This window comes from Rummeliibacillus pycnus (genome assembly GCF_002884495.1).
GTDB lineage: Bacteria > Bacillota > Bacilli > Bacillales_A > Planococcaceae > Rummeliibacillus > Rummeliibacillus pycnus.
The window spans coordinates 955,753-969,302 of sequence record NZ_KZ614145.1 but is presented as its reverse complement, the minus strand read 5'-3'; the positions used below and the strand labels follow the sequence as shown (position 1 = coordinate 969,302).

Here is a 13,550-nt window from a genome sequence, read left to right as displayed (position 1 = left end):
AACAAAACAAAAAAGTTCATTTTAGTTATTTAATTTTATCCGTCAAACATTTTTCGTCGGTTTTTAAAATACAATAGTGATTAGGTGGAAAATTTGCTAAGGGAGATGATGAAATGTTAGTAACCACAACAAACAGTCTTGATGGCAAAAGAGTTCTAACCTATCATGGAATCGTTACGGGGGAAGCGATTATGGGGGCCAATATTGTGCGTGATATCTTCGCTTCCATAACGGATGTCATTGGAGGTCGTAGCTCCGCCTATGAGGGAAAATTAGCCGAAGGTCGTGAAATAGCAATCGCAGAAATGATCGAACGTGCAGAAAAAATAGGAGCTAACGCTGTCATAGGTGTCGATTTAGATTTCGAAACGATTCGCGATGGCATGTTAATGTGTGTAGCAACAGGTACAGCAGTAACTTATCAATAATCGTTAGTTTGATAGATACCTCTGTTTTACATGCATACGAATTTGATAAACCTCTTTAAAAATAGGGACCACCTATTTTGAGAAATATGCGGTGGAATTCCTCATACTCGAACTGTATGATAAACAACCGTTGTATATTTTGTATATTTGCAATGTAGTATAAAGGGTTACTGATTTTGAGTTAATTTACATGCGAAAGGAGTCAAGGATATGTTGACCTAATTCACGTTTTTAGGAAAACACATCCTTATTTTGTTCGTATTCTTTAGAATAGTTCTAAAAGGTCATCAAATTTCTCAGTAACTTGATCATATTCACTTACATTTCCAAATCCGTACTTTGCGTATACAAAAGGGATACCGGCGTACCTGGACGCCTTTAGGTCCCCTTCTGTATCTCCAACATAAACAGGTTTTGAAAGGTTATTTCTTTCGATGATTAGTTTGATATTATCTCCTTTTGAAAGACCCGTTCTACCTGGGATTTCATAATCTAAAAAGTAATTTTGTAGTTTATGAAAATTAAAAAACCCCTCCATATATCCCTGTTGACAATTGCTAACAATAAAAAGTTTATATTTTTTAGAAAGTTTATTTAGTACATCTTCCACGCTTTCATAAAGAATTCCACCGTGCTCTTCTATATATTTACCTTCAATCTCAAAGCACTGTTTAATTATTTTGGTTCGAGTGTTTAAATCTAAGTTTGGAAATAACTTTCTACTTATGCCGTCCAGTTGAAGTCCCATAGTACCTTCTAAATCTTTTCTTGTTAACTTCTTCCCTACTTGCTGATCTTCAAATATAGTATTCCAAGCAAGTAGCACCGTTTCAATAGAATCCCAAATAGTTCCATCTAAATCAAAAATAATGCTATCCATTAATATGTACTCCATCTCCTGAAATGTCTTTTTCTAAAGAATATCTATTAAATTCGTTTAAAATCTTTATTCATACAGGATTTTTTTAATTTTTTTCGTTTTAATAAATATTTAATGTCAGAGATATTATCGTATGAGAGTTGAATGTAAAAGTAGTTGATAAACTCTAAAATTGCAAAGATATAAATAAAAAATGTAATTGACAACCCATCTAATGGTACGGAGGGGTACCGATCAAAGATGTCAAAAATAAATGCAATTATGGCGGCTATAAACATTGCTATATTCAGCTTTTTAAAAAAATATAATGATCGAACAATGCTAATTGGTGTGATTGACGTAATCTCGTTTCTTAGCCTTTTTAATTTCACAAACCAATAAATCGTTCCTTGTAGTAAAAGACACTCTAAGAGGATAAATGATAGCCAAAATGAATAGAGTGAATACAATTGTAGGTTGGGGTATGCATAATTAAATAAATAACTAACAAAAACAAAAACGACGATTGAGGACAATTCACCTAAATATAAATAAGATAATCGTTTTTCCAGTATCTTTTTCAACATTATTACCTCCTCTTAATCGATCTATGTATATCTAAATCTTTTTGTTGATCTTATGTTTTAATTTTTCACTCAACGTCTATCTATTAATAATGTGATTAGCGTGATCTCTTATAATCACTTTTCTAATCACTCTTTCTATTGTTTCATATGAGAATGGAAACGTGAACGATTTGTAGTAGAATATTTAAAAAAGACGGTGAAGACCGTCTTTTTTACTATCTTATTATTTATGAATGTTCATAGTAGTATCCAAAAATCGCTAAAATAGCACATGCAAGAATTACTGCAATAGCAACTCTTATAGGAGATATAGGCGCCCGACCACCGACTTTACCGGTTTGACCATTTACCATAAACTGATAGACTTTGTTTTTATACTGAAAGGAGGATAACCAAATTGGTAACATCAAGTATTTATAGGTGATGTCATCATATGTAGTGGAGAACTGAATACTTCCAATTTGATCTGCTCCATATTCAAAACGAATTTTGGATGCAATTTGTTGCCGAATATTTTCCTTAATATCTTGCTGTGCAATTTTCCATCCATCATCTAAACCTATACTATAACGTTCTGCCAGAAATCCAGAAGCATATTCAGGTTTATAGGATTTATTATTCAATAAATTGAATGGTTCTATTTTTCTCATTATATCGAGATCATAACGAGTTGTTGCACTTACTAATTGATCATCGATGAATTCTTGATAAAAACCGGAAGTCGTATACCAATCTGTTTCGACATATGTATCTCCGTCTCTGTCTCTCACGACACGGTTAATACCATAATCTACTGTATAATGGGACCCTGTTTTCGTATCAAATGTCCAATAGGGTAGATAGACACCTTTAAACGCACTTGGTTTCGCACTTGATTTGGCGGCACGAGGCGTAAACCATCTTCCTTTTATCCAAGTTTGAAAATTGGCCCCTGCTTCTTTATCAGTTACTTCAAATGTGCAAACACCATTTGGAGCAAGTGTATCAACAGTAGCTGCTTCCATCACTTGATGAGACCCACAATAAGGGCAAGTATCTGCAACTTGCAATGCATCATAGATCGTTACGGATCCACATTCACTGCAAGTTACGGTTTTCTTTTCAACACCCCAGTCAAAATTGCCTCGTTTCTCCGCAGAGTAAAAATCCATTTCCTGAGCTACTTTGTCTTTCTCCTCTTCAGGTTTAGCAATTTCTTTTTCATATCCACAATACGGGCAAGTTAACTTACCGTTTTTAGGGTTAAATTCTATTGAAGCTCCACAAGAAGGGCATTCAGCATCAAAATCAAGTTTTGTATTCTTAAGATCTTCAGTCACCGAATACTCCTCCTATCGTTTGTCATGATCATCAAAAATGTCTCCACATTCAGGACAGAATTTTGGTGGATTTAGAGGATTTGCTGGTTTCCAACCACATTTGTCACAAACGTAGGTTGGTGTTCCTTCCGGTTTTTTAGTACCACAATTTGAACAGAATTTTCCTTTGTTTAACGAACCACAAGTACATGTCCAACCATCATTTTTTGGTTTTTGAGTTCCACAGTTTGAACAGAATTTTCCTGTATTTATCTGACCGCAAGCACATCTCCAGCTATTGTCCGATGATGGTTGATTTTGTGGGACTTGTTGATTTTGTTGTGCAGCCATTTGATATAGCTGTGCTGCATTTACACCGCCAGCTTGTGTAGCCATGTTCATCCCCATAAACCCACCTAATGCACCATTTTCATTTTCAGCTGCTTTAACCATTGCATCTGCCTGTGCCCCTGTAATTTGAGCAGCTCCCATAGATGGATTACGGAAAATCGCATTCTTTTGTAATTGTTTGATCATTGCTTCATCTTCTTCAGAAGCTTTCAGTGAGTTAATACCAAATGTACCAACAGCAATACCACGAGATTCTAACCATTTCTCAGATAATACTTGGTTTAACGCAGATGCTATTTCGATGGTATGCGCTGGAATTTCACTATAACGAACACCAGATGCTGAAATTTTAGCGAATGCTGGTTGCAAAGCAGTCATTAATTCTGTTTTTAATTGACTATCAATTTCATCACGATGAAAATCGTATTCAACATTCCCACAAACATTTTTATAAAATAATAGTGGATTGATAATTCGATAGGAATATTCTCCATGACAGCGGATAGAAATATCGATATCTAATCCGATATTTTGGTCAATTACTCGGAAAGGAACAGGACTTGGCGTACCATATTTATTGCCCATAATTTCTTTTGTATTAAAATAATAAATTCGTTGATCCTTAGGTGGTTCTCCGCCAAATGTAAACCGCTTACCAATTTCCTTAAATGTTTGTAGAATATTTTCTTTGAAATCCCCCTCAAAGAAGATGCTAGGTTCTGTTGAAGTATCATATACATACTCGCCTGCCTCAGCACTAACTTCAACGACCTTTCCTTGCTCTACAATCATCATACATTGGCCTTCATTTACAGCAATAATAGAACCATTCGAAATAATATTGTCATTCCCTCTGTTTGCTCCACGTTTTGTTTTACGCTTGACACCTTTAGTGACCAACACTTCTTTCGAAAGCCCTTCACAATAAAAATAATCACGCCATTGATCTTCTAACACGCCTTTTGCAGCGCCTATTCCTGCTTTTAATAAGCCCATTAGTATCGCATCCTTTTATGTAAAAATTTTTATTCTATCATTATGGAAATATAGAAAATAATCCTACTTTTTATACGTTTTATTTTAAAAAAGGTTTCAAACTCAGTTCGAATTAAATGAACCTTCCTGACAAAAAATAAAACGGCGTTCGCTGTTGAACACCGTTTTATTGATCTACTGTAACTGTATTTCGTAACATATCGTTCTAGTGTGTAAATCTATATTTCTTTTCCATACCATCCGAATATTTTACTTCTAAATCAATTGTTTTATAAGAATTATCAATATTAAAAACATTAATAATTTGTTTTTTCACTTCTTCATCTGGAGTGGAGGCGTCAATTGTTAACTTTTTAAAATAGTGTTCAAGTTGCGTATAAGCATTATTACCTTCCATTTTCTGATTTTTTCGTTCATCTTCAATTGACACATCTGCTCCATTATTTCTATTTTCAAAATTAACCTCAAAAGAGTGATTTGCTCCGTAGTCGACGTCTAATTTGAATTCTGAAAAGTTAAATGCTTTGTTTTGCGTATTATCAATTGTTTTTGTTGTATTAGTTGATCGATGTGTTGAATCATAGGCACTGCCTTCTGAAGTTGGTACATCTGTTTTTACATTTGATGCATTATCAGACTTATTTCCGCTTCCACATCCTACTAAAATAATGGATAGGATTATTACAGCTATATAAGATGACCATTTCTTCATTTTAGAATCTCCTTTCTTCTATTTACGAATAGCATTCCCTGTTCAAAAACAATCATTCAAATAGAATTCAATGAAAAACAAAAAAGCAGCATGCTACATACTGCTTCTATCGGTTAGCCAATCTATTTAAAATTTTGATTTAATGGCTTTAATCGAAACAACACTCTTGAAAGCACTTCTTTATGATAATTAATGGGGCCAAAATCTCTAGAATCCATTGAATGATTACGATTGTCTCCCATGACAAAAATTTCATTCTTTGCGATCTTTATGTCTAAATCATTTGTTTTCATAGGTTCTTTCATATAAGGCTCATTAACTTTTTTATCATTCCGATAAAGCACATTGTTTTTTATCTGAATATGATCGCCAGGTAAGCCTATCACTCGTTTAATAAATAAATCATGTCCAGCTACAAGTTCTGCATCGAAACTCACAATATCGTTGTACTGTGGAGTTTCATACTTATATGCAAGTTTATTTGAAATTAGATAATCTCCTTCATGTAAGCTGTTTTCCATACTATCTCCAATGACTATCTCAGGTGAAATAACTGCACGAAAGCTAATTACGAAACAGATCATCACGATCATTGTCACAATAAATTTTCGTAAATCCTTTAACAAACCCGAATACTTCTCCATAAATCACTCGCCTAGTCTCTATAAAATGATTTGTTTTTATTATAGTAAACATTTACTATTATCACTAGATAATAATAGAATTTTTTTCCTTTTTAACATCATTCAAAAAACCTGCATCCAATTAAGAATGCAGGTTTCCATTTAAAAGTTTATTTCCATTCCTTGAGCGTTTTCTCATACGTTACTTGATTCATCAATCGTTGAATCCCTTTCGATTGTTCAATCGCTTGTTGCATTTCTTCTTTATAGCGATCGAGTTTATGTTGCTTTTTAGCTATAACTGCTTCTATTGAATGTGACATCCAAGATTGAAGAAACGGATGATTTCTTGCTTTACCGTATTTTCCTAATAACGCTTCAAAATATGCCATATTATACGTTTTAAGCGGACCATTTTTCATTGAATTGACAATTTCTCCAGCACTAGCAAGATCTCCTAAACGAACGGCACGTTTAAATTGATAATCACTCAGTCCATCGGGTTGATTTTTATATTTTTTAATCAGACGATCGAGTGCTTCGATTTCATCTTCTTTTGTACCATCTTTAATGGCAAAAGCATAAGCATAGGTTGGATTGCTTTTTTGGTAACGCGCTTGACGAAGTATTGCTTTTGTATTTTTAGATGAGGTCATTATAAAAGCATAATAACCTATTATTGCCACAGCAAGAATCGTAAAAAAGGCAACCGAAAAATTAGTTGGTACTTTCAGCCAAATAAAAATGGCACCTATTCCCAACGCGATTAGGTAAAAAATTAAAAGTCTTAAAATATTCATAACAATTCTCCAATACTAATAAAGTGAAACTTCACCACATTCGGACTTCCAGACTCCCACTTATCTTCATGTATTTTGAAGGAAGAGATCTTACTGCCCGTTAATGCGGGATAAAATGGTGGATTAACCATCATTACTTCTATCTTAACAACGTCCTTTAGTTTGGGCAATGAATAGGGGTATACTTTTTGACATGATTTTCGGATCGTTCTAGAAATCTTCATAAGAATGACTAAATTTTTATAATAGAATGGATATTTCCCTACATACTTCCATTTAATATTTCAACTCCACCACATAGCTAAAACAAATAATGACCAAATAGATGTCATAAAAGCAACAAGAACAATAAGATATGTAAAAAAATGATCTTCCTGAATTTTTTTCTTTTTAACAAAAATGTATGTTAATACAGTTGAAAATAAAAATAAAAGGACACTTATTGTTGTTATCGCTGTTAAATAATAGATAGGATAGATCTTCGATGTAAAATTCTCATGCAGAAAATAAGAAATTTCCTGACCAAATAATCCAAGTATGGTTGCTAAAATCAGAAGGGCATAAAGAAGAATTTTCCTTTTTATCAGTTTGGCCACCTCCTATCAAGACACTTTAATATATTAATAGAAAATAGTTAGTTTTATGTAATCTTACGATGGAAAATTGAATCTAATTCAAGAAGATGGTGAATTTCTTTCACATCACAATTTGTTCTTTTTACTTGTTTACGATTGAGCCATATTCCAATCATTCCTGCAAAGTTACTTCCAATTGTATCTGTTTCGAGTTGGTCACCTACATAATAACATTCTTTTATGTTGACATTTGCTATTTTGCTAGCTTCAAGGAAGATCGTTTCATTTGGTTTAGCAACACCAACTTCACTTGATGTAATGATGCATTCAAAGTAGTCTTGTATATGCAACTTCTCCAATTTTTCAATTTGCTGAAGATTGTCTCCATTACTTATAATTCCGAGTCTACAACCTAGGTCTTTTAAATGATTTAAACATGGAATGACATCTTCAAAAGAGGTCCAGTTTCTTGTATATAACGTTAAATAATCATTAAATAATTGGTCAGCTGCTTCATTACTTAAATGGTCTCCAAATAACGCTTTTATACGTTTTCTTCGATGTTCTTGAAAAGATATTTCTTTCACTAAATACTGTTCATAATACTTTTTTGAGAGTTCAAACACAGAGTAACATATCTGGTTTTGTTATTCCGCTCCAGACGGCGCTTTCCACGGGCTTGGCTTCAATCTCCTCGTCACTCCGTTCCTGCGGGGCTTTCAGCTTAAGCTATTCAGGTAGGAGTCGCCGTCTTCCGCTCCATAAAGAACAAAAGTAGATAACATCTAATGTTCGAAATTTTAGTATAGATTTTGCATTATGAAATTGACTCATTTATTAAAAAATTCAATAGATCCTAACTTCTCTGCACGGTCATGATTCAATAATGTTCCATCTATATCAAAAAAGATCATTTTGTTCACCTTTTAAATTTTAGTTTTAGAATATAAATTTTAACAACTCTAATTTTCTTCAATTTCTGCGAGAAATTCCGGAAGCATTTCATCAGCTATCACTCTAATTCTATTTTTTAAAAGCAAAGCAGTCGTTACACCATTACCAGCTATTTTTTCATTTTTGAATTCCCCATTATAAATCATTTTACTGCCACAAGATGGGCTATATTCTTTTAAGACAACTAATGTAGCATTTACTTCTTTAGCTTTTTTAAGTGTTTCATAAGCACCTTTTAAATATAGATCTGTTACATCTCTACCTGATTTTTCAATTACTTTTGCTGTTCCTTTTAGAACATCTTCTCCTGTACCACCTACTATTTCAGCAGGCTCTCTAGGAGTCGAAAAACCTCCTAATAATTCAGGACAAACAGCTATTGCTTTCCCACTTTTTATCATTGATTCCACTTTATTATTCAAACTATGTGATCCATTATACCTTACCTTAAAACCTGCTAAACATGAACTTACTAAAATCATCATTTCATCACACCTTACTTTTTGGTCAGTAATAAATAAGAAAGTAAACAAAAATTTAGCTGAATTAAATTCTTTTAAACTAATTCGATAATTGCTATTTTCCATGCATATACTGCATTAGAAAGAGATGAATATAAATTCTGAAAGTTTTTCTTTCTTCATCTTCTAAACATCATGATTCAACTTCTCTTTCTGAATATCATTCAAAGGAGAACGTCATGAAAATTGCCTTCAATTATTCTGGAAACTATTCAAATCTTCTAACCTCAGAGTTAAAACAAAAAATTAAAAGGATTCATCATGGGATCCATAGCAAATCAGGTGTTGGCTCTGATTATTTAGGCTGGGTAGATTGGCCAAGCTCTCTGCACCATGAATGGCTAAAGGAACTTAAAGATATAGCTAAAGAAATTCGAGAAAAATCAAATGTTTTAGTTGTAATTGGCATCGGTGGATCCTATTTAGGATCGAAAGCCATTTTAGAGGCATTATCAAAAAATTTTCAATCCTTTAATAAATTAGAGGTTATTTTTGCAGGTCATCTAGTTAGCGGATCCTACTTACAGCAATTAATGAAATATTTAGACAGTAAAGAAGTCACGATCAATGTTATTTCTAAATCCGGTACCACTACAGAACCCGCAATTGCCTCACGCTTCTTAATACAGTATATGGAAAAACGTTATGGAGAACAAGCTGCATCAAGAATAATTGTGACGACAGATGAAAAGAAGGGAGCTTTACGAACTTTAGCGATTGAAAAAGGATATAAACGATTGACTGTACCAGAAAATATTGGTGGTCGGTATTCTGTTTTTACTGCAGTTGGGCTATTACCAATAGCAGCAGCAGGTTATGATATAGATGAATTGTTATTTGGTGCAAAAATGGCTCAAAAAGAATTACAAGGAACAGATGTCGAGAATAATCCTGCGATCCAATATGCGATTATTCGAAAAAATCTATATGATGCAGGTTATCCTGTTGAAATTCTTACTTCTTTTGATGACAAATTGAAATATGTACAAGAATGGTGGAAACAACTATTTGCTGAAAGTGAAGGAAAAGACGGTAAAGGTATTTTCCCCACTTCTGCTCTTTATTCAACGGATTTGCATTCATTAGGTCAATATATTCAAGATGGTCAACGTATGCTATTTGAGACATTTCTTTTAATAGAAAAAGTGGATGAAGATTTGACGATATTTGAATCAGAGCAAAATGAAGATGAATTAAATTATTTAAGTGGCTTAACATTGCATGAATTTAATCAAGTTTGCTACGAAGCAACTTCCATTGCGCATTTACAAGGTGGTGTCCCCCAAATCACCATCACTATCCATCAATTAGATGAAAGACATCTAGGGCATCTTTTATATTTCTTTATGATGGCTTGTGCTTATAGTGCTTATCTTCTTGATATAAACCCATTCGATCAGCCAGGTGTTGAAGAATATAAAACGAATATATTTAAATTTTTGAAGAAGCCTGGGTTTTGTTGAGGGATAAAAGGGCAAAGATGATTAAGACCAATAATTAAAAGCATGATTTGAAATGAATCAAATCATGCTTAACTTAACACTTCTCCCTCTATCTTTTATTTAATGTCTAGTGCATTTTACCTTAGTACCGCCATTTGGATTTTTTTCAAATTCTAGATTGTAATCTTTATATAATGCATATGCTACAAGCGCACCACCTATTGAAGCAATTGCTATAATAGCACCTGTTGATAGCCCCGTACCTGCTGCTCCAGCTCCTGCTTCTACTGCAGCAAAAGTTAAACCAGCCGCACCTAATGAAGTTCCACCAGTTGGAATAGCTGCAGCTACACCAGCAGCTAAAACACCAGACAACAAAATAACTTTTTTCTTACTTAATTTTGAAATACTTTTTGCTTTTTGTACTTTTTCAGCCAGATCTCCTATGATTAAGAATTCTTTCACTTTATCTTTTTGTGCTTTCTTTAATTCAGCTTTGGTCTTAACAACTAACATATATGTCATCCCTTATCCGTTATTATGTACCTAATTATTATATCATTTTATGGAAATACATATATCATTTTTCACAAAAAATAGAGGGGATTGCCCTCTAAAATATGTTATAGGAAATACCTTTAATATGTGTATCTATATTAAGATGTACCCAAATTTTTTTATGTCATTTTTAGCCTATAAATCCTCGCTTCATAAGGAGCAAGTTTTAGCATTGTTTCATTCTTATGTGGTTTTACAAGCATATTTGCTAGTAAAAGTTGTTCGTCACTATAATTGATTCCATCGCTCTCTTCTACTATCACTGGATCACTAGTTAGGTTACATAAGATCATTACTTTTTCACTTTTATAAGTTCTCGTATAGGCATAAATAGCTGGATGGCCTTCGTGTACTAAATCATATTGACCATAGACGAAAATTTCATCAGTCTTCCGTAATTGAATCATTTTTTTATAGTAGTTTAGGATAGAATGGGAGTCTTGTTGCTGCTTTGTGACATTGATCTTCGTATAATTTGGATTTATGCTCATCCACGGTGTACCTGATGTGAATCCTGCATTTTCTTCGTCAGACCATTGCATCGGCGTACGTGAGTTATCACGACTTGTTTTCCAAATACGTTTCATCAGTTCTTCATGTGTTTGTCCTTTGGTAATTCCTTCATTATATACATTTTTGGTTGCGACATCGTTATAGTCTTCAATCGAACAAAACTGTACATTTGTCATTCCTATTTCTTGCCCTTGATAGATAAATGGTGTTCCTTGCATGAAAAAGTACATAGTGGCAAAGGACGTTGCACTTTCTCGCCAATACAATTGATCGTCTCCTAAAGTTGAAACCACTCTCGTATTATCATGATTCTCGATAAATAAGGCATTCCATCCTATCCCTTCTAACGCTTTTTGCCATCTCGTTAAGACTTTTTTTAAGGCAGGGATCTCTAATTTATTTTTAAGAGACGTATCCCATATACTTAAATGTTCAAATTGAAAAATCATATTGAATACACCGTCTTTTTCGCCAACCCACTCAGCTACTTCATCAACACCAACACCATTAGCCTCTCCAACTGTCATAATATCGTATTTAGTAAAGGTTGCTTGTTTAAGTTCTTGTAAAAAAATTGTAATCCCAGGGACATTCATATATTTTTCCCATGCTTGAACATAGCGAAGATTATTAGGATTTGGCATGTCAGAAAAAGATGTATCTTTTTTAATATGACTAATGGCATCAACTCTAAAACCATCTATCCCTTTCTCAAGCCACCACTGAACCATTTCATATAGAGCCAAACGTACATCACGATGTTCCCAGTTTAAATCAGGTTGTTTTTTTGAAAAGAGATGGAGGTAATACTGATTAGTTACTTCATCATACTTCCATGCTGATCCGCCAAAAACACTCCCCCAATTGGTTGGTTCTCCCCCATTCTTTCCATCTCGCCAAATATACCAATTTCGTTTAGGATTGGAAATTGAAGAACGTGATTCAATAAACCATGGATGTTCATCGCTTGTATGGTTGATCACTAAATCAATGACTAGTTTCATATCACGTTGATGCACTTCATCAAGTAATTCTTCAAAGTCTTCCATGGAACCGAATTCTTCCAATATGGATTGATAATCGCTAATATCATACCCGTTATCGTCATTCGGTGATCGGTACATAGGGCTAATCCAAATAACAGTAATACCCAAATCACGAAGATAATCGAGTCTTGAGATTAAACCTCTAATATCTCCAATTCCATCTCCATTCGAATCTTGGAAACTTCGTGTATACACTTGATAAGCAACTGCTTCTTTCCACCAGGCTTTTTTCATATGTCACCTCTTATCCCTTCATCGTATCTTTTGTTAACGATTTAGTAGATTGTCGTTCAATTAAAGTAGTAGATACAAACCGACTCTTAATGGGTGCTTGTGTCCTGTTCATTTTTTCAAACAAATAATTTGCAGCTTCTAAACCTAGCTGGAAAATTGAGATATCTACAGTCGTTAATGGAGGTTTTACAAATGCAGATAAAGCATGGTTATTAAAACTAACGATGGACAGGTCGTCAGGTACTCGAATAGACAGCTCTTCTAAATGTCGAATGATTTCATAAGCAACAGAATCATCGTGAGCAATAAGTGCTGTTGGTGGAACATCTAAATGTATGAGCGTTCTAATGCTATCAAAATCATTGGGTGATTGATTTTGTGTATGGATAATATATTCTTCTTTGTATGTTAAATTCAAATCAATATGAGCAGATTTGTATCCCTCTAATCGATCCAGTGAAACGACATAATCTAGATTACCACCTACAAACGCAATATGTTGGTGACCTAATTGAACAAGATACTTCACTAATTCATAGGCAATTTTCCGATTATCGTTATCAATATATGTGATTTCTTCTTCATATTGATAGGGACGACCTACCATCGTAAATGGAAAATCTACTTCTTTTAAAAAAGTTAATGTAGGATCATTCACTTTTGAGTAGAGTAAAATAATACCGTCTACTTTTTTGCTTTGCACCATCGACTTCACTTCTTGATAGATTTCTTTTTCATTCCCCCCCGTTGAGAGATACATACCGTATTGGTTTGCATGAGCACTGGTACAAATACCACGGATGACTTCTGGAAAAAAAGGATTTTGAAAAGCAAGAGAAGTAGAATGCGACATGATTACGCCAATCGTCCTTGTACGCTTAGCAGCTAAATTTCTTGCTTGGAAATTTGGATGGTAATTTAATCGATCCATAACTTGTCTTACTTTTCGTTTCGTTTTTTCACTTATTCTTGGACTATCTGAAATAACTCGAGATACTGTCGATGGTGACACATTTGCTTCTCGTGCAACATCTATGATGGTAACTGCCAATG

At 33.8% G+C, this 13,550-nt stretch carries 14 protein-coding genes; 2 read left to right on the top strand and 12 right to left on the bottom strand.

Annotation, left to right across the window (positions count from 1 at the left end; translation table 11 throughout):
* Positions 1–113 precede the first annotated feature (113 nt).
* Complete coding sequence (locus tag CEF14_RS04860) at positions 114–428, top strand: YbjQ family protein (protein WP_102691814.1); 315 nt, start codon at positions 114–116, stop codon at positions 426–428.
* Between the two features lie 265 nt (positions 429–693).
* On the opposite strand, the gene CEF14_RS04855 is transcribed toward CEF14_RS04860, so the two are convergent.
* The 9 genes from CEF14_RS04855 to CEF14_RS04805 all read right to left on the bottom strand — a co-directional run bounded on the left by CEF14_RS04855 (position 694) and on the right by CEF14_RS04805 (position 8,665).
* Complete coding sequence (locus CEF14_RS04855) at positions 694–1,308, bottom strand: HAD family hydrolase (RefSeq protein ID WP_102691813.1); 615 nt, start codon at positions 1,306–1,308, stop codon at positions 694–696.
* 47 nt (positions 1,309–1,355) lie between these two features.
* Entirely contained in the window at positions 1,356–1,871 is a 516-nt protein-coding gene (locus CEF14_RS19205) for a general stress protein (RefSeq protein ID WP_102694295.1), read from the bottom strand.
* A gap of 230 nt (positions 1,872–2,101) precedes the next feature.
* The gene (locus tag CEF14_RS04845) at positions 2,102–3,193 is read right to left on the bottom strand and encodes a TFIIB-type zinc ribbon-containing protein (RefSeq protein ID WP_102691812.1); all 1,092 of its coding nucleotides are present in this window, start codon (positions 3,191–3,193) and stop codon (positions 2,102–2,104) included.
* A 12-nt stretch (positions 3,194–3,205) separates the two neighbouring features.
* On the bottom strand, positions 3,206–4,519 hold the full coding sequence (locus CEF14_RS04840) for an SPFH domain-containing protein (RefSeq protein ID WP_102691811.1): 1,314 nt from the start codon (positions 4,517–4,519) through the stop codon (positions 3,206–3,208).
* A 205-nt stretch (positions 4,520–4,724) separates the two neighbouring features.
* Positions 4,725–5,231 carry a YusW family protein gene (locus tag CEF14_RS04835; protein WP_102691810.1) on the bottom strand — a complete coding sequence of 169 codons (507 nt, stop codon included), beginning with the start codon at positions 5,229–5,231 and terminating at the stop codon, positions 4,725–4,727.
* A gap of 122 nt (positions 5,232–5,353) precedes the next feature.
* Positions 5,354–5,875, bottom strand: a complete 522-nt coding sequence (gene lepB, locus CEF14_RS04830; protein WP_102691809.1) for a signal peptidase I — start codon at positions 5,873–5,875, stop codon at positions 5,354–5,356.
* Positions 5,876–6,024: 149 nt separating this feature from the next.
* Positions 6,025–6,654: a hypothetical protein gene (locus CEF14_RS04825; protein WP_102691808.1), complete on the bottom strand. Its 630-nt coding sequence runs from the start codon at positions 6,652–6,654 to the stop codon at positions 6,025–6,027.
* A 640-nt stretch (positions 6,655–7,294) separates the two neighbouring features.
* A complete protein-coding gene (locus tag CEF14_RS04810; protein WP_245890052.1) occupies positions 7,295–7,855 on the bottom strand; it encodes an HAD family hydrolase in 561 nt (186 codons plus the stop codon).
* Between the two features lie 336 nt (positions 7,856–8,191).
* Complete coding sequence (locus CEF14_RS04805) at positions 8,192–8,665, bottom strand: 2-thiouracil desulfurase family protein (RefSeq protein ID WP_102691804.1); 474 nt, start codon at positions 8,663–8,665, stop codon at positions 8,192–8,194.
* Between the two features lie 218 nt (positions 8,666–8,883).
* Between CEF14_RS04805 and CEF14_RS04800 the strand changes: the two genes are divergently transcribed.
* The gene (locus CEF14_RS04800) at positions 8,884–10,167 is read left to right on the top strand and encodes a glucose-6-phosphate isomerase (protein ID WP_102691803.1); all 1,284 of its coding nucleotides are present in this window, start codon (positions 8,884–8,886) and stop codon (positions 10,165–10,167) included.
* A gap of 99 nt (positions 10,168–10,266) precedes the next feature.
* Here CEF14_RS04800 and CEF14_RS04795 read toward each other — a convergent pair whose 3' ends face one another.
* From CEF14_RS04795 to CEF14_RS04785, 3 genes are all read right to left on the bottom strand, one after another.
* Complete coding sequence (locus CEF14_RS04795) at positions 10,267–10,662, bottom strand: hypothetical protein (protein WP_102691802.1); 396 nt, start codon at positions 10,660–10,662, stop codon at positions 10,267–10,269.
* Positions 10,663–10,823: 161 nt separating this feature from the next.
* Positions 10,824–12,497, bottom strand: a complete 1,674-nt coding sequence (locus CEF14_RS04790) for a glycoside hydrolase family 13 protein (protein WP_102691801.1) — start codon at positions 12,495–12,497, stop codon at positions 10,824–10,826.
* A 10-nt stretch (positions 12,498–12,507) separates the two neighbouring features.
* Complete coding sequence (locus tag CEF14_RS04785; protein ID WP_102691800.1) at positions 12,508–13,548, bottom strand: LacI family DNA-binding transcriptional regulator; 1,041 nt, start codon at positions 13,546–13,548, stop codon at positions 12,508–12,510.
* Positions 13,549–13,550: the final 2 nt, after the last annotated feature.